The sequence below is a fragment of the Candidatus Kurthia intestinigallinarum genome (assembly GCF_003991225.1).
GTDB lineage: Bacteria > Bacillota > Bacilli > Bacillales_A > Planococcaceae > Kurthia > Kurthia populi.
The window spans coordinates 470,348-492,200 of the sequence record NZ_JTFC01000031.1; the positions used below are offsets into that span (position 1 = coordinate 470,348).

The following is a 21,853-nucleotide window of genomic DNA, read 5'->3' on the forward strand; positions in this document are numbered from 1 at the left end:
ATATACGTGTAAAAAACCGCTCCTATGAGCATAAGAAAAACCGGAACCGCGTTTTAGTGCGGTTCCGGTTTTTCGCTGCGAACGCGGCAAAAAGAAAATGATATGTTTTGTCCGAGTCTCTTTTTAATTAGCTTCTTTTAAATTTTTTAAATAGTTAAGTGCATCCGCAGCCGTTTTCACCGGAACAATTTTCATGTCCGTATTAATTTTTTCGGCTTCTGCTTTTGCTTCATCGTAATTTGATTCGATTTTAAGCTTTGGTGCGACTTTTTTATACACCGAAATATCATCATCTGGTGCAAAGAAAATATCAGCGCCCGCTTTATCTGCCGCAATGACTTTTTTATCGATGCCACCGATGCGACCAACCGTGCCATCCTCATTCATCGAGCCCGTCCCTGCGATATCATGTCCTTTCGCTAAGTCACCAGGTGTTAATTGATCGATAATTTCAAGTGTAAACATCAGGCCCGCCGATGGACCCCCAATGCTCTCAGAATCGATTTTTACTTTTGGATTTGTCGTAATGGATTTACTATCTGTAAACGAAATGCCGACCCCAATGCGACCATCTGCATCCGGAATTTCTTTTAATGTGACATTCTTTTTCATTATTTTACCATCACGCTTAAAAGTTAACTTCACCTGGTCACCTTTGTCTTTTTTCGCAATGTAATCCGATAACTCGCCACTTTTCACTAATTTTTTATGGTCGATTTTCATCACTTCATCGCCAACTTCTAAAATGCCATCTGCGGCACCTTTTTTAACGACCGATGCCACGTAAATGCCATCATAATTCACTTTATAATCTTTTCCTGTTTCTTTAAAAGCAACATACTTCGCATTAAACTGGGAATCGCTCATTAAATGGAGCTGACGTTCATTGTATTCCTTATTGGATTCATTATCGCCAAGCACTTCTTTTTCTGTCATGATTTCCTGCGTATCATTCAGTTTGGCATACACATATGTAAACGGTGTTGCAACTGCCATCGATACCGTCATCATATTCAATTTACCAGGGCCCGGCTCATCGCCGTTCTCTACTTTTACATAATCTGATAACTCATAGGCATTTCCCGGCTTCATGATGTAATAATGTAGTGGGTACATAAAGCCAAATGCCAAAATCGCAATGACTACAAGCCACGCGAAAAAACGTTTTTTATTCATTTGATGGCCCCCTCTCTGTCGTGTAAGACGTCTAATCTGTCATTATGTTACCGCTTTTTCATACTTTTCTACAACAAAAAAGACTACCACGTTCACAGCAGTAGCCTCATCGCTTTATTTCGTTATGTTGAATTTTTCAAGAAGTGCATCTTCAATAATTTGTGGCACAAGCCCATGGATATTCCCACCGTACTGCGCCACCTCTTTGACAATGCTTGAGCTTAAGAATGAGTACTCATTCTTTGTCATAATGAAAAATGTCTCGATATGTTTATCTAAGAATCGGTTCATTGATGTAATTTGCATTTCATACTCAAAATCAGATACTGCGCGTAAACCCCTCACAATCGCACTTGCATTTTTGCTTTGTGCATAGTCTACAAGTAACCCCGCCGATTGTTCAATGCGTACATTCGGAATCTCCTTTGTCACTTCACCAATTAACGCCATACGCTCATCCACTGTGAAAAGCGGTTTTTTTGATGAATTGTTTAATACCGCAACATAGACAATATCAAATACTTCTGCTGCTCGTTTAATAATATCTAAGTGGCCGTTTGTGACCGGATCAAAACTTCCAGGTACAACTGCAATTTTCTCCAACCTATTCCCCTTCTTCCTCTAAGCGATAAAACGAAATAATCGTACTACCGTATTTTTCTTCACGATATTTCGTAAACGTCGCCATTTGGTCTGGCAAAACGAGTTGATTATCGTGTTCACACACTATAATACCATCTTTTGTCACGACATTGTTTGCAATAATGTCCTCGACCATTTTGTAATAGCTATGCTTTGCGTAAGGTGGGTCTAAAAAGATTAAATCGGCTTGGATTTCACGTTTAATTAGGAGTTTTAAAGCGCGTGTTGCATCATTACGATACGCTTCTGTGACATCCTCATAGCGGCATTTCTCAATATTTTCTTTTAAGTTTTGGTAGGCTTTGCTATCTTTTTCGATAAAGATGGCTTTATCCATACCACGGCTTAATGCCTCGATGCCTAAACCACCGCTACCAGCAAATAGGTCTAGCACCGTACCGCCATCAAAAAATGGACCTAAAATGTTAAATAGTGATTCTTTTACTTTATCTGTTGTTGGACGCGTTGTATTGCCGTTGACAGCTTTTAACGGCATACCTTTGCGTTCTCCTGCGATTACTCTCATAAATTTGATCCCTCATTATTTCAGCGCGTCATCGGAAATCGTAATATCAATTCGCTTGTCTGCCTTTTGAATATCTGCTCCAAATAGACGTAGTAGCCAAGTTTCTTCGATATAATAATGACCGTTAATTACCTCAAATGGTTGTGAGGCAATGTCGTAGCGCTTGTTGTTATATACATAAAATGCAGACGACATCGGGAAGCGATAATGTTGTGATTTATTGCTCACATAATAACCGTTGTTCCCCTTCTTCGCTGTATACCCTAGTGTATCAAATAATGCCTCTGCAGCATATAACACGCGACCATCTTTTAAAATAACTTGCATATTTTTTTGTTCGACTTTGTTGACATAAATCGTTCGACTATCCTCAAACAACAGTGGTGCAACCTTTTTCGACTGGGCATTCATCGTGAAATAACTCGTCGCAGAGTCTAATGTTTGGCCAAGTAGCTTATCAAGCTTCGATGTCGAAATCTTTTCGCCTTCTAAACTTTCTAGACCATTTTTCCACGTATTTTTCTGCGCATCTGTCATGAAGTCATCTAATGTTGTCACCATTTCCTTCGTCTTTTGGTCCCCGTACTTATCACCCGTTAAAAACGATGCAACAACTGCCGGTAACCACGATGTGCCGGTAAACGTATAGTTCTGCTTCACTTGATTGACCGCAATTTGCTCAGCTAAGCGCATATCTGTAATGTTTTTCACAAATAAAATTCGGTAACCATCTTGTAAATTATTTGTTTGAATAATATCTAAATGATTCGAATTATTCATGGCTGTATTGCTAAGTGCTTTTTGCATCTTCTCCGTCACGATACCACGACCATAAATCGTCACTTCATCGCTTGTAAAGGCTTTTTTCATCGGTTTTTTTTGCCAGTACAGCTCATAAACGGCACCCTTTCCGCTAAAATACGAATAATCAATTAATGTCATCTTTTTCGTTGCAATATTGGGTAAACCTGTAAACCATTGACCCCCGATACGCTTCTCATCCGTAATATGGACTTGCGTTTGCATCACAATACCACGCTTTAACGTCGCGAAAATATTCGTTAATAACTTTTCAGATGTCATGCCTTTTTTTAGTGGAATCGTATATTGAATTTGCTGTGTCGCTGATTCTCCTTTTTTAAATTGTGTCATCGTCTTATCAAGACGCTCACAATTCACGGCATCTCCTGCTGCATCTTTCACACATTTTTTGCCGGTGCTAGCATGTTTAGGCCAGGAAATCGATACAGGCGACTTTGGTAAATTTGTAAAGGTTTGCTTGATGACTAATTTATTTCCTTGGTATGTCACATCAATCACCTGGTTATAACGAAAGGACTGTGCGACATCATCGAGCTTATCCGAATAGACGTGATATTGAAACGTCAGCATAATGCCATTTACAAATACCAATAATGCAAATAAAATAATGGCTACTTTTTTCATGTGCTAATCCCCCTGCATCATGATAATATTTATAGGAAAGGATGTGTATTTATAATGATCGAACGCTTTATTGAATTAGGACAAGGTTATGGCGATCTGTATGAAATGTTAGAAATTATGAAAACAAATCAAGAGCGCATTCACAATACCTTCGTCTTCGTTTCCGAAAAAGACGGCAAAAAAGTAGCATCATTTGCGGTTGCAATGAAACCAGTTGGTGACAGCAAATTTATGCCAATCTATATTTGTCGCGAAGGAATCCCTTACAATGCTGAAAAAACATCACAGCGCTATGACCTTTTCAAAGAAGGCATTGAAGCTGCTAATAAAATATTGATCACATTAGAAGTTAAACACTCTTCTGCCTATGTAGAAACAACACTTTATTATCAATATTTAATCGGGTTGCTACGTCTGTACCATTACATTCCAAACCTAGGTTAATTTTTTGCTACATGCATTCGTATAGAAAATAAAACCGCGCTTTTGGCGCGGTTTTATTTTTCCCGGTCTAAACTCTTCCAATAAGGATAAAAGAATTATACGCGCAGTTGCATTTTATAGACTAAAAAGCCTATTTGCATTATTATCGACAGCTAGCCGTCTTTTTTTATCATTTTTATAATAATTTATAAACCAGCTTTATAATCATATTCTTTTGCTTTATCTGGTTTTGCGTTTTCATACTCTGTTTTTACAAATGGACGGAAAGATGGCACTATTTTTTTAACGAATGGTAAGCGTGTTAATTTATTCGTAACAGCCTCAATATTGTCCATATCACAATAAAGCACAACATATTTTTGACGACGTGATATGTAATGTACGTGTCCGTAACGTCGTAAAGACTTCGCTTGTTTTAAATGATGTACATAAACGATTAGCCCTTGTCTCTCTCTCACGAAAATCCCCTCATTTCTAATTCAAAGCATACCATAGCGTGAATTTTCTCCGCAACCTGCGAAGGCTGACAGGAGTCCTATCTTTCGAGTATAATGAACAAAAGTAGTCTGCAAACTTGGAGGAGGATTTATTTATGGGTAAAAAAACAAAAATCGCCGTAGCAATCGCAGCAGCAGGTGCCGCCGCTTGGGCAAGTACAAAAGCTATCGCCACACCACAACGTCGTGACAGTAAAACAGCACTTGAATATGATCGTCCAATTGTATTAGCACATCGCGGGGGCTCTCATTTAGCACCTGAGCAAACGATGGCTGCCTTTAAAAATGCCGCAGCACTTGGCGTAGATGGTTTTGAAATCGATATTCGCTTAACGAAAGATGAAGAAATCGTCGTTTTTCACGATGAATATGTAGACCGTACAAGTGAAGGTAGTGGCCGTATTGCAGACATGACACTTGCACAACTGCAAGAGCTTAACTTCGGCCATCAATTCGTTGATTTAGAAGGACAATTCGCTTATCGTGACACGCCAGAGCGTATCGTCACATTAAAAGAATTATTTACTGCATTCCCATCACTATTTATCAATATCGATATGAAAGATGCACCTGATACATATGAAGGTGGTCTGATGCCGTCAAAACTATGGCGCTTATTAGAAGAATGTGATGCAAAGGAACGCGTTGTTATTACAAGCTTCCATGATGAACAAATTGACCGCTTCAATTTATATGCACAAAACAGTGTGGCACTTGGCGCTGGTAAAAACGAAGTGACAAAAGCCTATACAGCATTCACAAGTCAATTCAAGCATCTATACAATCCTAAAGTCGATGTCTTCCAAATCCCACGTAATTTTGGTAACGTCATCGCGCTTGATACAAAGAGTTTTATTCATTTCTTAGACCAATTAAATATTCCAGCACATTACTGGACAATTAATGATCCACTTGAAATGAAAGAATTAATTAATCGCGGCGCACGTGGTATCGTGACAGATCGTCCTGATATTGCGATGCAAATTATTAACGAAGCCTAAAACGCATAATTTTCTATTAATAAAAAGCCTCTTCAAAGACAAAATTCTTTGAAGAGGCTTTTCTTTTACACAATAGTCATATGTGTTGCGTCTGTTAAATGACTTTTTGCTTGCTCGATTAAGTTCGTTAGCACGAGCCCATCGCGCTTTTTAAAGCAAATTGCGCTAGCGACAATACGGACAGACATTTGCGTTAAAATTTGCTGCACCTGCGTTACTAATTGTTGATTCATTGCGGCATCACCTGATACTACACCACAAAATAAATCTTTTTCATAACGTGCGAATAATCCACCGTGCGCTACAAAAACATCACTCACACGTTTCGCTAATGTTTTTAGTACATCATCACCTGCTAAATGACCATGTGCCTCTTTATATCGTTCAAATGCTACAATATTTATATAACAAAATAAATGTTGCTCGCCTTTTAAATAGCCATAATAGGAGCGCTCAAAATATTTTCGATTATGTATTTTCGTCAACGGATCTATCGACGTACGATAATCTATATGAAGACTATTTAAGCGTTCATTTTGAATTAAGTGAGATTTCCATGCATGCTTCTGTGATTTTTCGAGTACGTCAATATACATTGCTTGCGTCATAATAATTTGTTCAAAATCATCATTTGCCTTATAAATTTTAATTAATTCCTTTAAAATTTCAATACTATTGACCGTAAACGTATGTTGCAAAGAAATATCTCGCGCTTCTAGTAAGATTGCTAATTGGTCTTCTAGACGCTGTTGTTTTTTACGAACCTTACTTAAAGTAAACATTAAATTTAATTTTGAAATCAGACGCGTTGCGGGTAAAATCTCAAAGCCTTGTTGAATAACTTTTTCGCATTCTTCTAAACGATTTTGATGTTCTAAAATCATCGCGTAATTGATTGTCGGTGATATATATTCTGTTACTGCTGTTGTCACGCCAGTTGAAAATTCTTCTTTCAATAATTGTTGCGTTTCAAGTGCGTACTCTTCTGCTTTTTCAAAATGACCTTGCATAATATTAAAGGCCGTCAAGTTGTTCAATATTTTACGTAATAACGGCTTGTCATTTTCTTGTCGCACTAAAGGTAATGCTTCGTAAAGAAATGTTCCAGCATACTCTTTATCCGTTGTCTCATCCCAATAAATGAAAGATAAATTTAGAAAATTAATATAATCTGCTTTTGAGCCATATTCATCTACTAATTTTTTTAATGGGGCAAGCTTTTCGATGGCAATATCGACATGGCCAAGTTGATAATAGCATTCCGAGATGTGACGCATAATGAGCATGATTTCTTCAAACAGTTGAAGTTCCAAACCGATATCAATAACCGGCTCACATAGTTCTAAATATTCAATATATTTAGCCTCAGCCATTAGTGCATCCAATGTTCGGACGAGTTCTTTGAATTCCTCTTTGTCCATAATTCTCCACCTAATTTATCCTTATTTCCTATTTATTCTATCAAACTAACCCGGTAGTGGCAATAAATGCCTTCTTATAAAAAGAAAAAGATTATCGACATTTTTCTCATTAAAAAAAGAGAAGTTACTCAAATGGTTAACTTCTCCTTCTTTTTATTAAGCACTACATGAACAGCTACCACCGCTGCCACAGCCACCTGTTGAGCAACCTGATTCTTTTGCGAAAAACGGATTGCTGACTGGTACTTTCACCGATTCCGAAACCGTTTTGGCAATAATCAACGTCACTTCATCCACTAAATCTTGATAACTATTTTCGGCAATGCGAAGTGTTCCTATGCGGTCATCCATATCTAATTCACGCTTCATCCGGCGAATATCTTTCATAACTGTTTGATAGTCTGGATGATATTTGCCAAAGCGTTGCACTTCCTCATACTGCTCTTTCATGTGATTGAATGCGTCAATCTGTGCTACAAGCGCTGCGTCACTATAGACGGCTTTATGTGCACGCTGTACTTCCTCGTAGGCTTCTGACTGGCGCAACATCGAGCTTAAATCATCGACTTCATCAAGGATCATCGCCCATTCAGATGTCATCATCATACGCATTCCCTCCTAGCTTGTTTATCATAGCAAATCTTACTCAGAATCGCTCGCAGATTTGCTCGATTCAATAAAAATTTGTACATAATTTTTTGAATATGTTCCTGTACCAAGTACCGTAAAGGCTTCATCTAGCATTGTCGTACGGTGCTTATCTGAATTCATAAAACTATGAATTGCTTCCGGTGCATCGACATAATCCTCTGCTGCATTTTCAGCAGCACCGTCAAATTCGATACCTGCATTTTTTAAATTTTGTTTAAGCCCTACATCCTCTTCGCCATCACCACGTGCAAAAAGACTACTTTGGCTAGCCGCAAGCGTATTCACCTGCTCATCAAATGTGAGCGTCGGTAACCCATGATGTGTTCTAAAAATATTCGTAAGCTCTGCTAGTTGCAGCGCATTTTCTTCATTGATTTTTTGTTGTACAAATGATGATGGCGTTTTTGGCTCTAACATATCGCCAACATAGGTCATATCATACGGTTGCATTTTCACAAGCGTTTTGCCATCTAAATAGCGGACCGCCTCAAGCTCTCCTTCAATACCATCAAAGAAGAGCTGTGCATAGACACCATCATACATCACGAGTAGACGCGTATATAAATCGGCTTCACTCAGCATAAATGTGTACGTGCTATCGTCAATTTTCACATGCACCTCAGTATCTGTAATTGTATTACGATATAAATCTTCAATCGTTTGACCAACTTCAAATGGGGCCGCATCCACTTGTTCACCCGTTAAAAATACTTGCACAACTTTCCCTTTTTCCACACCAACTAATAAATACTGCTGGTCTTTTTGATTGTACACCCACCATTTAAAGCCATATGCAGAGGGTGCCTTACGGTCGGGCTTACCGTATTTCTCTTCAAACTCACTGACCTTTTTTCCGACATATGTTGAAAACCCTGTTTTCGGACGAGGCATCACATCATTATTCGTCTGCGGTGCCGTCTGCTCAGGATAGGTTTTATTCGGTGACTTCAATACTTCATTTTCTTTTACTGGCGTATTCGTATAAAAAAATACGACGAGTAAAATCGCAAATACAAATAAAATTTTATACAATGCTTTCAAATCATTTCTCTCCATCATCTATAGTACTTTTCATTATAGCTCAAGACGAAAAAAATCCAAAACGCTTGATACGCTTTGGATTTTTTATTATGGATTTAGAATCGCTTTAAATACAGACGTTGTTACGCCGCCTTCGTAAAATACATAGAGTAATAAGTAAACAATAACCCCTGTAATCGCTGTGAAGAACCAAATGATGCTTGTTACAGGACCGATTTTACGGTGTTTCTTGTAGTTTTCCTTAAAGCCAAGCCACAATGTGACAAGGCCAAATACCCCACCAGATGTTGCTAAAATGATATGGAATACAAGGAATGTTGTATAGTATTTTTTCAATTCATCTGGGCCACCAAACGCTGTATTGCCAATGAAAATTGTACGTGATGCATAAATAATAAAGAATGTTAGTGCTGCGATAGCACCTGCGATCATTACTTTTTTATGTGCTTCAATTTTACGTTGTTTAATTAAAATCCAACCAATTGCAATCAATACTGCACTTAGCACGATAAAGAAAGTACTAATCGTCGGTAAAATAGGTAAATTCATGCGTTCGAACTCCTTATCTATTAATAGAACTGTCGATTAATTCTTCCCCATTATAACAATACTCCCTAGAAAATGGCATGGATAAATCGTGAACAAAAAAACGAGGACAGCCATTTAGGCCTGCCCTCGCTTTAGAAACGGCTAATCTTCCATTTCAATTAGTAAATCACCTGTTGAAATCGCATCGCCTGCTGCTACGTAAATTTCTTTAATCGTACCATCTTTTGGCGCCTGAACCGTCGTTTCCATTTTCATCGCTTCTGTAATTAGTAAATGCTCCCCGCGTTTTACTGGGCTGCCTTTTGACACAACTACTTTTAGAACAGTCCCTGGCATCGTCGCCCCGATTTGATTGGCATCTGTCGGATCTGTTTTACGCTTCGCATCACCTGATACTTCCACCGTTAAATCTTGTACTGTAATTTCACGTGGCTGACCGTTCAGCTCAAAGTACACGACACGCGTACCATTATGCTGTGGCTCACCAATCGCCACTAATTTAATAATTAATGTTTTCCCTTTTTCAATCACAACTTCGATTTCTTCGCCTAGACGCAAACCATGTAAAAACGTCGGCGTGTCGAGTACAGAGACATTTTCAAATAAATCAAATGTCGTCATATACTCTTCAAATACTTTCGGATATAACACATGAGCAAGTGCATCCTGCGTCGTCATCATGCGGTCGTATTTTTTGCTTAATTCATTACGACGTGCCTCGATATCAATATCTTCTAGTAATTCACCTGGGCGTACTGTAATCGCTTCACGATCTTTTAAGACAACTTTTTGAAGTTCTTTCGGGAAACCACCATATGGCTGACCTAAATAGCCTTGGAAGAACTCAATCACAGAATCAGGGAAGCTTAATGTTTCCCCGCGCGTAATCACTGTTTGCTCATCCAAATCATTTTGTACCATGAATAGCGCCATATCTCCAACAACTTTTGATGAAGGCGTTACTTTGATGATGTCACCAAATAGCATGTTGACGCGTGAATACATCGTTTTCACTTCTTCCCAGCGGTCGCCAAGACCTACACCTTTTGCCTGCTGTTGAAGATTTGAATACTGGCCACCTGGCATCTCATGCACATAAATTTCTGAATGTGGACTATTCATGCCACTTTCGAAATCTTTATAGTATTTACGAATATCTTCCCAGTAGTATGAAATTTTTTCGACACCATCAATATCCATACGAAGATTACGCTCACTGCCTTTTAATGCGTAGTATAAGCTGTTCGCACTCGGTTGAGAAGTTAAGCCTGACATCGAGCCGACAGCCGTATCGATAATATCGACACCCGCTTCAATGGCCTTCGCATATAAGTAAATCCCATTGCCACTCGTATCATGCGTATGCAAGTGAATTGGAAGGTCTGTCGCCTCTTTTAATTCACTTACAAGCGCATAGGCTGCATTCGGTTTTAAAAGACCCGCCATATCTTTAATCGCGATAATATTGGCACCAGCATTTTCTAATTCCTTCGCCATTTTCTTGTAGTATGCTAGCGTATATTTTGAACGGCTATCATCTAAAATATCACCTGCATAGCATAGCGTTGCCTCTGCGACCTTTCCTGCATCACGCGCCGCATCAATCGCTACTTGCATCCCTGGTAACCAGTTTAGGCTATCGAAAATACGGAACACATCGATGCCCTCTTTTGCTGCCTCACGAACGAACTCTTTAATGACGCTATCTGGGTAGTTCGTGTAACCGACTGCATTGGCACCGCGTAGAAGCATTTGGAATAATGTATTAGGAATCAACTGACGTAGGAAGCGTAGACGCTGCCACGGGTCCTCTTTTAAGAAGCGATACGCCACGTCAAACGTTGCGCCACCCCACATTTCAAGTGAGAAGAAATCGCCCCCCATAATTTTCGCTGTGGCGTCTGCAATCTCGTACATATCATGTGAACGAACACGCGTCGCAAGTAGTGATTGATGGGCATCACGCATTGTTGTATCCGTTAATAGCACATCGTCTTGCTCGGTAATCCATTTCGCTAAACCTTCTGGGCCACGTTCATCTAAAATTTGCTTCGTACCCGCCGGAATTGACTGATACACTTTTAAATCCGGCTTATGTGGCTTCGGATAAATCGGCTTCGTTTGTGATTCGATACCTGGGAAGCCATTCACCGTTACGTTACCAATATAGCTCAGTAATTTCGTACCACGGTCACGCGGCACACGGAATTTTAATAGCTCTGGATTGGCATCGATAAAGCTCGTATTAAAGTCACCACTAATGAAGTCCTTATGACGCACGACATTTTCAAGGAATGGAATATTCGTTTTCACACCACGAATACGGAATTCCTGTAAGTTACGGTCCATTTTTTGAGCCGATTCCTCAAATGTATTGCCCCACGTACATAACTTCACAAGCAATGAATCATAGTGAGGCGAAATGACTGCACCCTGGAAGCCATTACCGGCATCCAAACGTACCCCAAAGCCACCACTTGAACGATAGACACTTAACCGGCCGGTATCAGGCATGAAATCATTTGCCGGGTCTTCCGTCGTAATACGTGATTGAATCGCAAAGCCATCTAATGGAATATTTTCCTGTAATGGAATATTTGTTATCTCATCATGTAAGGTATGACCTGCTGCGATATTAATTTGTGCGTGCACAATATCAATACCAGTCACCATCTCGGTAATTGTATGCTCTACTTGCACACGTGGATTTACTTCAATAAAGTAAAACGCATCGTCTGCTACTAAAAACTCGACCGTACCAGCATTAACGTATGCAACATTTTTCATTAATTTTACGGCAGCATCACAAATGCGACCACGTAGCTCTGCTGATAATGCATTTGATGGTGCAATTTCAACGACCTTTTGGTGACGACGTTGAATCGAGCAATCACGCTCATAGAGATGTACAAGATTCCCTTGTGTATCCCCTAAAATTTGCACCTCAATATGCTTTGGTTTATCAACGAATTTTTCAACGTACACTTCATCAGAACCGAACGCAGCTTTTGCTTCTGACTTCGCACGTTCATATGCTGACTGCACTTCCTCTGCATTATGTACTACTCGCATCCCACGGCCGCCGCCACCAAGTGCTGCTTTGATCATCAATGGATAGCCGTGCGTTTCCCCAAACGCCTTCACTTCATCAAGTGAATCGACTGGCCCGTCCGTTCCTGGAATGACTGGAATATTCGCTAAAATAGCCTGTTCGCGTGCTTTTACCTTATCACCGAACATATCTAAATGCTGTGGCTTAGGACCAATAAAAATAATGCCCTCTTCCTCACAACGCTTCGCAAATTCCAAATTTTCTGATAAAAAACCGTAGCCAGGGTGAATAGCATCTGCCCCTGACTCTTTTGCAATACGCAAAATATCTTCTATATCTAAATAAGCATCAATCGGCTTCTTCCCGTCCCCAACGAGATAAGCTTCATCTGCTTTATAGCGGTGATAAGAACCGCTATCTTCACGTGAATAAATCGCAACAGTGTGTATCTTCATTTCTGTACATGCACGGAACACGCGGATTGCAATCTCTCCGCGGTTCGCTACTAAAATTTTGTTTATTGACATAAACAAATTCCCCCTAAGCTTGTCGTTTTAAATGCTTGGATTTTACATTTTTTGAAATATTGGCGACAACACCTAACGCAATGGATAACAGTAGAATCGATGTCCCACCATAACTAATGAATGGAATCGGCACCCCTGTTAACGGGATCAGCCCTGCAAGTCCGCCAATATTGACGAATGTTTGAAGGCCAATCCATGTTGCCACACCTGTGCAAATCATACGAGCCATACTGTCTGAAGAACGAATACCAATGATTAAAATACGTGCGATTAAAAAGAATAACCCACCTAGGACAATCATGACGCCAATAATCCCAAGCTCTTCTGCAATAATCGGTACGATGAAATCCGTTTGGGGCTCTGGCAAATACCCGAGCTTTTGAACGGAATTCCCAAGACCTACACCTTTTAGACCACCTGCACCAATGGCATAATAACCGTTAACGATTTGATAGCCGTAGTTTTGCTCATCCTCAAACGGATTTAAAAATGCAGAAATACGACCAATACGCTTCCCACTGACAAATAGTTCTGGGAATTTTAATACCATTACGACAAAAATCGCCCCTAGTGCAAATAACGGTGCCGCAATGCGGAAAAAAGTCTTTGGTCGAATACCACTCGTTACGACAACAGACAATGCGATACAAAGTACCATCATCCCATTACCAAAATCAGGCTCGCCTAAAATAAGAATAACTGCGGCCCCTAACGCAAGAAACGGTGGTAAATAGCCTGCGGTGAAGCTATTTAATAATTTCTGTTCTTCTTTGCGTTTTAAAATTCCGGCAAAGTAAATGATAAAGGCAAGCTTTGCAACTTCCGATGGTTGAACATTCATAAAGCCTAAACTAATCCAACTTTTCGCGCCTGAATTCCCTGGCGCAACCCCAATAACTTTTACAAGAAGTAAAAGCGCAAATGTAACGAATAAAATAATCGTGTACCACTTCTTCTTCTTATAATGCTGATAAGGAATCGCCGTCACAACAAAAAATGCTGCAAAGGCAATCAATAGATTAATTAGTTGACGCACAAAATAATAATTTGGTGCTGCATGAAGCTTTTCAACTGCCCAAACCATGCTCGCACTATAAATCATAACAAGTCCAAACAAACATAGCAAAGTATATGTAACAAATAATGGATAATCGAAATTTTTAAAGATATTTTTTACCATTTTTTTCATTTTACCAACCCTCGCTGACCAATTAAGCAAAAAAACTCAAACAAAGTGTTTGAGTTTTTCGTCTTATTTCTTCGTGAACGCATCATGTAACGCCGATAATTCTTTCTCTAATGAATCAAGAATTTCACGGCCTTTTTCGCGCTCTAAAAGACCCAATTTAACAGCAAAATCGATTTCTCGAGATAAGCCGAACATTTGAGTATCTAAAACTTCCTCGTACAATGGACACTGTGGCATTGTTAAGTTTTCCATTTGTACTCGAATAAGTTGTGCAATTTTATCCGCATCGGCAATTAGGAGTTCTAATGCCTTCTCCTGATACGAACTTTGAGATTTTGTATCCATGAGGACGCCCCCATTACCTGATATTTCTTATCGTTCTATCATATAGATTTTAGCTTTTACAATGGAAAAATGCAAGCATCTACTAGCAAATTTACGATTCAATCAAAATCTTTCCTCAACAATTAGAAAAAAGGTTATACTGTTAGGTGGAACGTTATGTCAAGGAGGCAACAACAATGGACACTATTATCCAAGTTACAGGGAACGTCAATTTTGCGATTACACTCGATGCCAGCACATGGATTTTCGACGACCGTAAACTTGATTTAAACACATACTTTACAGCAGAACACATCGAGATTGATCCTGATGAAAAATATGTGAAAGAAGCGAGCAAATTCTGGTCTCGCGAAATCATGGAAGGCGCCGTATTCCCTCCAACACTTCAAACAGAAAAAAAATATACGCATAAAGATATGCGCACAGGGACTTTTGCGATGCCCGTAAGCTTATTCTTAAACAATGCAGAGCCAAAAGCAGCAGCTTCTCAAGTCGCTTTTATCGATGCACAAGGTACTGAATACGTTTATTCATTAGATGAAGCGAATACATTGCTATTCAAATTTAGCCAAGATGGTAGCATGCTTGAAAATGGTCCTGTATACATCTTAGACGCCGATGGTAAAAACGAGCCAATTCAAGGAATCGTTCGCATCGACGTACGTTAGGAGGAAGTTGCATGCGCGTCCAATGCGTTATTTGTGATGAAATCCATGAAATTCCGGACTTTTCACCGGAAGCAAAAAAGTTACGCAATCGTCCAATTCATACCTATATGTGTGATGAGTGCTACGAGCGCGTAACGGAAAAAACATTAGAACGCCTTGAAACAGGTAATTTCGAATTCCGCCGGGGCAATCATAGCGTCGAAGAGGAGTTTTAATGCATAAAGAGGCTGTGACATACGTGTAACAACACCCTCTTATATGAGCATAAGAAAAACCGGAATCGCGCGGTGGCGCGGTTCCGGTTTTTCGTTGCGAACGCTAAAAAAGGACAATAAAGTGTTTTGTCCCAGCCTCGTTTTTATGCAACAAAAAAGGATCTAGCAATTGCTAGATCCTTTTTAATGCGACAAATTATTTATCTGACGCGCGGTGTTTTTTAGAAACTTTTTCACGTTCGTTTTTGTTTAAGATTTGTTTACGTAAACGAATAGATTCAGGAGTTACTTCTAAGTACTCATCTTCATCTAAGAATTCTAACGCTTCTTCAAGAGTTAGGATTTTTGGCGCTTTGATAACGTTTGTTTGGTCTTTGTTAGAAGAACGAACATTCGTTTTAGCTTTCATTTTCGTAATGTTTACAGTGATATCATTGTCACGAGTATTTTGACCAACAATCATACCTTCGTAAATTTCAGCACCTGGTTCTAAGAATAGAGTACCACGGTCTTCAATTTGCATCATACCGTAAGTAGTAGCTTTACCAGTTTCCATAGAAACTAAAGCACCGTTACGACGGCCACCTACACGGCCAGCTACTGCTGGTTGGTAAGAGTCGAATGTGTGGTTGATGATACCGAAACCTTTAGTTAGAGACATGAATTCAGTTGTATAACCGATTAATCCACGAGCAGGTACCATGAAGATTAAGCGAACTTGACCAGTACCATCGTTGATCATATCAACCATTTCACCTTTACGTTCGTTTAATGATTCGATGATTGAACCTAGTGAATCTTCAGGAACGTCGATTTGAACGCGTTCTACTGGTTCACATTTTTTACCGTCGATTTCGCGGATGATAACTTTTGGTTTAGAAACTTGTAGTTCGTAACCTTCACGACGCATGTTTTCAACTAAGATTGAAAGGTGAAGTTCACCACGACCAGATACAGTCCATGCATCTGGAGAATCAGTTGGTTCTACACGTAAAGATACGTCCGTTTGTAATTGCGCTGTTAAACGTTCTTCAATTTTACGAGAAGTAACCCATTTACCTTCGCGACCTGCGAATGGAGAGTTATTTACTAAGAATGTCATTTGAAGAGTTGGTTCGTCAATACGCATTGGTGGTAGTGGATCGATGTGGTCTTGTGGACACACAGTTTCACCAACGTTGATTTCTTCCATACCTGAAACGGCGATTAAATCACCAGATACAGCTTCTTGGATTTCTTCACGTTTTAAACCGAAGAAACCGAAGATTTTTGTTACACGGAAGTTTTTGATTGTGCCATCTAATTTAGAAAGAGCTACCGATTGACCAACAGAGATTTTACCGCGGAATACACGGCCAATACCGATACGGCCTAAGAAGTCATTATAATCAAGTAATGCTACTTGGAATTGTAATGGTTCGTCGCGAGTATCTTCTGGTGCTGGAATGTGTTCGATAATTTTTTCGAATAAGCATTTCATGTTTTCTTCTTGGTTCGCTGGGTTTGGATCAAGAGATGCAGTACCGTTTACGCCTGAAGCGTATACTACTGGGAAGTCTAATTGATCTTCGTCTGCGCCAAGTTCGATTAATAAGTCTAACACTTCATCAACTACTTCTTCTGGGCGAGCTGAATCTTTATCGACTTTGTTTACTACTACGATTGGTGTTAAGCCTTGTTCTAAAGCTTTTTTCAGTACGAAACGAGTTTGAGGCATACAACCTTCATATGCATCGACAACTAGTAATACGCCATCAACCATTTTTAAGATACGTTCTACTTCACCACCGAAATCGGCGTGTCCAGGTGTATCAAGGATGTTGATTTTTGTATCGCCATAGTGTACAGCAGTATTTTTAGCTAAGATTGTAATACCACGTTCACGTTCGATATCATTAGAGTCCATTGCGCGTTCTTCAACATGTTCGTTTGAACGGAATGTACCTGATTGTTTTAATAATTGGTCGACTAAAGTTGTTTTACCATGGTCGACGTGGGCAATAATTGCAATGTTTCTTAAATCTTCACGTAAGTTAGTCATTGTTCCACTCCACTTTTTTTTATTTCGAGTCCATAACTGTGTTATTATAGCACAACTCGTTCTATTTGGCGATTTTTTATGGCTCGTATCAATTTTTTTTGTAGATTATAATTCGAAAACCTTGCGAAAAAACGTATTTCGTTCCACAATAAAGGAAGAATCCACAATTGGAGGTTTCACTAATAATGAATAAAGCAAAATTAGTTATGATGGTCCTAGCACTTGCAGGTGTTCTTTCTATGTGCTCAATTGGCGTCGCAGTTGCCGAGAAAAGCGTTTTCGGCACTATCCTAGGCATCGTGCTTGTAGTCGCAGTGTTCGGATATGCATTTAGCTTAAAACGCAAATTCCGTGAACGCGGTCTACTATAATCTTTTAAAAAGATGCACATTCAAGCGAATGTGCATTTTTTTAATACATTATAGGTCGCCAACATTTTTCACAAGTTTTATAGTAGCACTGACAAGCCTTTTTATACAATAGAGTTGCTCAATTTTTTACAAAAAAATATAAAAGACAGCGCTGGTAATAATTACCAAACACGCTGTCTTTCCTTTATTTTAGCGTAATGTAATCGCCTACAAGTTCTTTATGAATGCTTGGATTTGCAACAATAAATGTATCCTGATTTAAAAGGTTTACGGCATTCAAATCGAGTGTTGATGAAACGGCACCGACCTCCTGCGCAATAATAATGCCCGCTGCAATGTCCCAAGGTGATAAGCGAAAAGATAGATAGGCATCCATTCTCCCTGTTGCCACTGCAACGATTTCAAGCGTTGCTGAGCCAAGGGAACGCGTGCCACGTAATGTATGAATTAGCTTAATAATTCCTTCATGCTCAACGCGTGGATTTGGTGTCGCCCATACAGCATTAATACCAACAATGGCTTCATTTAATGGCAAGGCTTCAAGGGGGCTTAGACGCTGCCCGTTCATGTATGCACCTTGTCCTTTTAGTGCAAAATAAAGCTCATCCGCTACAACATCATATATGTATCCTGCCTGTCCGACACCATCGACATAAATCGCAATCGAAATCGCAAAGTTACGACGTTGACGTACAAAATTCATCGTGCCATCAATCGGGTCAACCATCCAGACAACCCCTTCAAGCGATGAAATCTCTTCCTCTGCCATCCCTTCTTCACCTAAAATACGGAAAGATTCATCATACGCATGAATTTTTTTAACGATAAATGCTTCTGTTTCTTTATCAATATTCGTTACTAAATCATTGGCATCTGATTTCGTTTCGATGTACATCGTTTCAAAAAACGACTTACGAATTCGTTCCCCTGCCTCTTTAATGATTGTTAACGTATAGTCGTGCAAGGCCTGTCTATCCATCAACGCCACCCCTTCTCACTTTTTTCTTAGTATAACAAAAAAACACCCGCTACTCACTTCGTTAGCTAGGTGTCTTATAGGTCAATTTTCAGACGAGTTCTAAGCCAGCGCATGCAGGGCCTCCAATTCTGAGTGGATTTCACTCAAGCGTGCCTTACTAGCCGCTATTTTTTGCTCGTCGTGGTCATTCATCGCATCAAATAACGTCGCTAATTCATAGTCTAACTCGAGCTTTAAGCCATTCACATATTTACGTTCATAATCCGTTTTACGTACAATATTCATAACTTGTTTCATCTTGATCATCTCCTTATTAATAGGCGGTCATCAAGAACTTTTTTAAGTTTTGCATGTTCTAAACGTTGCTAAGCTCTTGTACAAGAAATTTTCCCACATTTACTCTAAAATAAACATATAATTATTTTTGAAGGAGTTTTTTTATGACAACTGTTCAATGGACAACAAAAGATTTTGACGTTTTTACAATCGATGGTTTAGAACCTCGAATGGAAGCATTAATCGAGCAAGTTCGCCCAAAATTTAATGAGCTTGGTGAGGAATTCTCACATTATTTCACCGTCGAGCTTGGCGAAGAATTTTTTGCGCATGTCGCAAAGCACGCACGTCGTACAGTCAACCCACCGCATGATAGCTGGGTGGCATTTGCGCCAAATAAACGCGGCTATAAAGCGATGCCTCATTTCCAAATTGGTTTATTTGAAAGCCATCTATTCATCAACTTAGCTGTGATTTACGAGGCACCACAAAAAGATGCTATGGCTGCACGTCTTTTAGCGAAGCCAGAACTTTTTGATGCATTACCAGAGAATTTCTACGTTGCCGGTGATCATATGTCTCCTGTGACGCAAAATATTAGTGAAGCCATCGCAAATGGCGATGTAGAAAAATTATTAACACGTCTACAAAATGTGAAAAAAGGTGAATTCATCGTTGGGCGCACATTATCACGTGAGGAAACCGTCGCATTATTACCAAAAGCATTTCATCAAGTCGTAGAAGATACATTCAATGCTCTACTACCAATTTATAAAACCATGTTAAATCGTTAATAAATTATAAGCCGTAACACATTCTATTTTTCAATGTGTCACGGCTTTTTCATTTTTAAAAATACGTCATTCGCCCAAGAAGCGTCTTTTAGATACGACATATTTTTGAATATGTGTCATCTGTAAGACAGAAGCCTTAGTCAGTTATTAATTATGTATGCCCAAGTTCATTTTTCAAAAATGATTACTAAAACATGAACTGATTTTTATAAAATTTTAGTAAGCCTTATGTTCAAAAACGAACAAAAAATGCCCTTTAGCGATTCATTTTGAACGATTTGACGCTACACTGCTTTTTTTATCTTTCTCGCTGCCAGCTTCTTATTTCAAGCCGGAAAAATGATGAATCGGGTGAAAAATCGACCTCTAACGGTTAGTTTTCACCCGCTTTTTTAGAATTGCTATGCAAAAGTATCGTATTTTTTTAAGATTTCTTTGCTAACTATTTGTCACGACGTTCTATTGAGCGCAAAAAAATGAAATTCAGTCAGCCTATTCACTTAGTGTTGTCGCTTAATGAAAAATATGTCGTATCCAAAACACGCTTTCTGGCATGATTAGCGATTTCTGATAACATAAAAAAATTCGACGTCGCATCAAAAAATGATGGGCGTCGAATTTTTTTGTCGTTATTTACGTTTATTTCCTTTTGGTTCGCCTTTAATAATCGCTTTTGCTGGTGCCTCTTTTGCTTTTTTCACAATTGTATAAGCGGTATAGCCACTATCTTTTTCAAATTCGCGACAATATGTTTTTTCTTCAGACATTGCCGGTACAATTTCTTTGAAGCGACGATACGTTGCAAGAACGACCTCGCGCTTTACGCCCGTTTCGTATGCTTTTTCAATTGCTTGGAAAAAAGCGATGACGTCGACGATTTCTTGTGATGACCATTCGAGTGAAAATGGATATGAATATTCCATAAAGTTCCCTACCTTTTTTAACGTTGTACCGCTATTGTACACGTTAAAATAGCAACCAAGCAACAAACGGACAAAGAACCGCACCTAAAATGGCACTCAGCGTCATCGATACCGAGCCAATCGAGAGCGTTTGCTCACCGTATTCTGTCAGCTTACTCACACCAATGCCGTGCGAGGCACTCCCCATCGATACACCGCGACTAACAGGTGTATCAATGTTAAACAGTCGGTAACAAAGTGGGCCACAAATCGCGCCTACAATGCCGGCCACAATAACGAAAAATACCGTAAACTGTGGAATGCCACCAATCATCGCACTAATTTGTAGTGCCACTGGTGATGTAATGGATTTTGGTAAATAGCTAAGCATTACCGCATCTTCTAATTTCATAATCCACGCCATGAGTAGCACTGTCAGCATCCCAGCTAGCATTGCAACGCCTACACAACTTAAAATGATTTTTCGATTTTTCATAATCGTATCCCACTGTGTATATAGTGGATAAGCCATCGCGACAACAGCTGGCCCGAGCAGCCAATTAATAAACTTGCCGCCTTCCATATACGTATCATACGGAATATGTGCCAGTGCGAGCAAAACAATTAATACAATCGTCGATGTTAAAATCGGAAATAAAAATGAAATACCTGAACGCTTGTAGAGCCACGTCATCAACATAAAAATCCCAACTGTCAGTGCAATAAAACTAATCGCGACCATGTGCATTCCCCTCCATTTTCCGTGCAAGCTTACCGGTTAATACGAGCGTAATAAGCGTACTAATGGTCACAATCACAATGAGAATGACACCGTAGCCAGATAACAGCTCTGGATAATTCATAATACCAACTGTTACCGGGATAAAGAGTAATGTCAAAATCGGCAGTAAAAAGCCCGCGCCCTCTTTGACAAATTTGGCGGGCATAATGCCACTTAGTAAGCATCCTAACAATAAAAGTAAGCCAATGATGCTCCCAGGTAACGGGATATGTAGCCACTCGACGAGTACCGTACCAATCCAACAAAATGCATACAGTACAAAAATTTGAATGATGATTTTTAAATATTTCATTTTCCC

The 21,853-nt window shown here is 39.4% G+C and carries 24 protein-coding genes; 6 read left to right on the plus strand and 18 right to left on the minus strand.

Annotated elements, in window-relative coordinates; genetic code table 11:
- Positions 1-123: 123 nt before the first annotated feature.
- From QI30_RS10925 to QI30_RS10940, 4 genes are all read right to left on the minus strand, one after another.
- On the minus strand, positions 124-1,176 hold the full coding sequence (locus QI30_RS10925) for a SepM family pheromone-processing serine protease (RefSeq protein WP_126990808.1): 1,053 nt from the start codon (positions 1,174-1,176) through the stop codon (positions 124-126).
- A gap of 114 nt (positions 1,177-1,290) precedes the next feature.
- A complete protein-coding gene (gene coaD / locus QI30_RS10930; RefSeq protein WP_020189357.1) occupies positions 1,291-1,779 on the minus strand; it encodes a pantetheine-phosphate adenylyltransferase in 489 nt (162 codons plus the stop codon).
- Position 1,780: 1 nt separating this feature from the next.
- Positions 1,781-2,344 carry a 16S rRNA (guanine(966)-N(2))-methyltransferase RsmD gene (gene rsmD / locus QI30_RS10935; protein ID WP_020189356.1) on the minus strand — a complete coding sequence of 188 codons (564 nt, stop codon included), beginning with the start codon at positions 2,342-2,344 and terminating at the stop codon, positions 1,781-1,783.
- A gap of 15 nt (positions 2,345-2,359) precedes the next feature.
- Positions 2,360-3,790, minus strand: a complete 1,431-nt coding sequence (locus QI30_RS10940) for a hypothetical protein (RefSeq protein ID WP_126990809.1) — start codon at positions 3,788-3,790, stop codon at positions 2,360-2,362.
- A gap of 54 nt (positions 3,791-3,844) precedes the next feature.
- On the opposite strand from QI30_RS10940, the gene QI30_RS10945 reads away from it, so the two are divergent.
- Entirely contained in the window at positions 3,845-4,234 is a 390-nt protein-coding gene (locus QI30_RS10945; RefSeq protein ID WP_020189354.1) for a DUF7147 family protein, read from the plus strand.
- Between the two features lie 185 nt (positions 4,235-4,419).
- Here QI30_RS10945 and QI30_RS10950 read toward each other — a convergent pair whose 3' ends face one another.
- A complete protein-coding gene (locus tag QI30_RS10950) occupies positions 4,420-4,692 on the minus strand; it encodes a YlbG family protein (RefSeq protein ID WP_020189353.1) in 273 nt (90 codons plus the stop codon).
- 134 nt (positions 4,693-4,826) lie between these two features.
- Here QI30_RS10950 and QI30_RS10955 point away from each other — a divergent pair, with 134 nt between their 5' ends.
- Positions 4,827-5,732, plus strand: a complete 906-nt coding sequence (locus QI30_RS10955; protein ID WP_126990810.1) for a glycerophosphodiester phosphodiesterase — start codon at positions 4,827-4,829, stop codon at positions 5,730-5,732.
- Positions 5,733-5,797: 65 nt separating this feature from the next.
- Here QI30_RS10955 and QI30_RS10960 read toward each other — a convergent pair whose 3' ends face one another.
- From QI30_RS10960 to QI30_RS10990, 7 genes are all read right to left on the minus strand, one after another.
- Positions 5,798-7,153: a diguanylate cyclase domain-containing protein gene (locus QI30_RS10960; RefSeq protein ID WP_126990811.1), complete on the minus strand. Its 1,356-nt coding sequence runs from the start codon at positions 7,151-7,153 to the stop codon at positions 5,798-5,800.
- A gap of 156 nt (positions 7,154-7,309) precedes the next feature.
- Positions 7,310-7,759: a YlbF family regulator gene (locus QI30_RS10965; RefSeq protein ID WP_020189350.1), complete on the minus strand. Its 450-nt coding sequence runs from the start codon at positions 7,757-7,759 to the stop codon at positions 7,310-7,312.
- Between the two features lie 36 nt (positions 7,760-7,795).
- Complete coding sequence (locus QI30_RS10970) at positions 7,796-8,863, minus strand: CAP domain-containing protein (RefSeq protein ID WP_233600570.1); 1,068 nt, start codon at positions 8,861-8,863, stop codon at positions 7,796-7,798.
- A gap of 69 nt (positions 8,864-8,932) precedes the next feature.
- Complete coding sequence (locus QI30_RS10975) at positions 8,933-9,394, minus strand: DUF420 domain-containing protein (protein WP_020189348.1); 462 nt, start codon at positions 9,392-9,394, stop codon at positions 8,933-8,935.
- Positions 9,395-9,535: 141 nt separating this feature from the next.
- The gene (pyc, locus tag QI30_RS10980; protein ID WP_126990812.1) at positions 9,536-12,973 is read right to left on the minus strand and encodes a pyruvate carboxylase; all 3,438 of its coding nucleotides are present in this window, start codon (positions 12,971-12,973) and stop codon (positions 9,536-9,538) included.
- 13 nt (positions 12,974-12,986) lie between these two features.
- Complete coding sequence (gene ftsW / locus QI30_RS10985; RefSeq protein ID WP_020189346.1) at positions 12,987-14,162, minus strand: putative lipid II flippase FtsW; 1,176 nt, start codon at positions 14,160-14,162, stop codon at positions 12,987-12,989.
- A 63-nt stretch (positions 14,163-14,225) separates the two neighbouring features.
- Positions 14,226-14,507: a YlaN family protein gene (locus QI30_RS10990; protein ID WP_010286615.1), complete on the minus strand. Its 282-nt coding sequence runs from the start codon at positions 14,505-14,507 to the stop codon at positions 14,226-14,228.
- A gap of 176 nt (positions 14,508-14,683) precedes the next feature.
- Between QI30_RS10990 and QI30_RS10995 the strand changes: the two genes are divergently transcribed.
- Positions 14,684-15,175 (plus strand): peptidyl-prolyl cis-trans isomerase, encoded by a 492-nt coding sequence (locus QI30_RS10995; RefSeq protein ID WP_126990813.1) that lies wholly within the window; start codon positions 14,684-14,686, stop codon positions 15,173-15,175.
- Between the two features lie 11 nt (positions 15,176-15,186).
- Positions 15,187-15,390, plus strand: coding sequence for a YlaI family protein (locus QI30_RS11000; RefSeq protein WP_126990814.1), 204 nt, complete (start codon positions 15,187-15,189; stop codon positions 15,388-15,390).
- 196 nt (positions 15,391-15,586) lie between these two features.
- Here QI30_RS11000 and typA read toward each other — a convergent pair whose 3' ends face one another.
- Entirely contained in the window at positions 15,587-17,431 is a 1,845-nt protein-coding gene (typA, locus tag QI30_RS11005; RefSeq protein ID WP_126990815.1) for a translational GTPase TypA, read from the minus strand.
- A 185-nt stretch (positions 17,432-17,616) separates the two neighbouring features.
- Here typA and QI30_RS11010 point away from each other — a divergent pair, with 185 nt between their 5' ends.
- Positions 17,617-17,802, plus strand: a complete 186-nt coding sequence (locus QI30_RS11010) for a YlaF family protein (RefSeq protein WP_020189342.1) — start codon at positions 17,617-17,619, stop codon at positions 17,800-17,802.
- 184 nt (positions 17,803-17,986) lie between these two features.
- Here the strand turns inward: QI30_RS11010 and QI30_RS11015 are convergent, their stop codons facing one another.
- Positions 17,987-18,781 carry an inositol monophosphatase family protein gene (locus QI30_RS11015; RefSeq protein WP_020189341.1) on the minus strand — a complete coding sequence of 265 codons (795 nt, stop codon included), beginning with the start codon at positions 18,779-18,781 and terminating at the stop codon, positions 17,987-17,989.
- Positions 18,782-18,880: 99 nt separating this feature from the next.
- Positions 18,881-19,078, minus strand: coding sequence for a hypothetical protein (locus tag QI30_RS11020; protein ID WP_020189340.1), 198 nt, complete (start codon positions 19,076-19,078; stop codon positions 18,881-18,883).
- 143 nt (positions 19,079-19,221) lie between these two features.
- Between QI30_RS11020 and QI30_RS11025 the strand changes: the two genes are divergently transcribed.
- Positions 19,222-19,851 (plus strand): YktB family protein, encoded by a 630-nt coding sequence (locus QI30_RS11025; RefSeq protein ID WP_126990816.1) that lies wholly within the window; start codon positions 19,222-19,224, stop codon positions 19,849-19,851.
- 629 nt (positions 19,852-20,480) lie between these two features.
- Here QI30_RS11025 and QI30_RS11030 read toward each other — a convergent pair.
- Genes QI30_RS11030 through QI30_RS11040 form a run of 3 tightly spaced genes read right to left on the minus strand, consistent with a single transcriptional unit; the run spans position 20,481 to position 21,847 of the window.
- Entirely contained in the window at positions 20,481-20,774 is a 294-nt protein-coding gene (locus QI30_RS11030; RefSeq protein WP_020189338.1) for a UPF0223 family protein, read from the minus strand.
- A gap of 43 nt (positions 20,775-20,817) precedes the next feature.
- Complete coding sequence (locus QI30_RS11035) at positions 20,818-21,495, minus strand: LrgB family protein (RefSeq protein WP_126990817.1); 678 nt, start codon at positions 21,493-21,495, stop codon at positions 20,818-20,820.
- Positions 21,482-21,847, minus strand: coding sequence for a CidA/LrgA family protein (locus QI30_RS11040; protein ID WP_126990818.1), 366 nt, complete (start codon positions 21,845-21,847; stop codon positions 21,482-21,484). Before QI30_RS11040 ends, QI30_RS11035 begins: the two co-directional genes overlap by 14 nt.
- Positions 21,848-21,853: the final 6 nt, after the last annotated feature.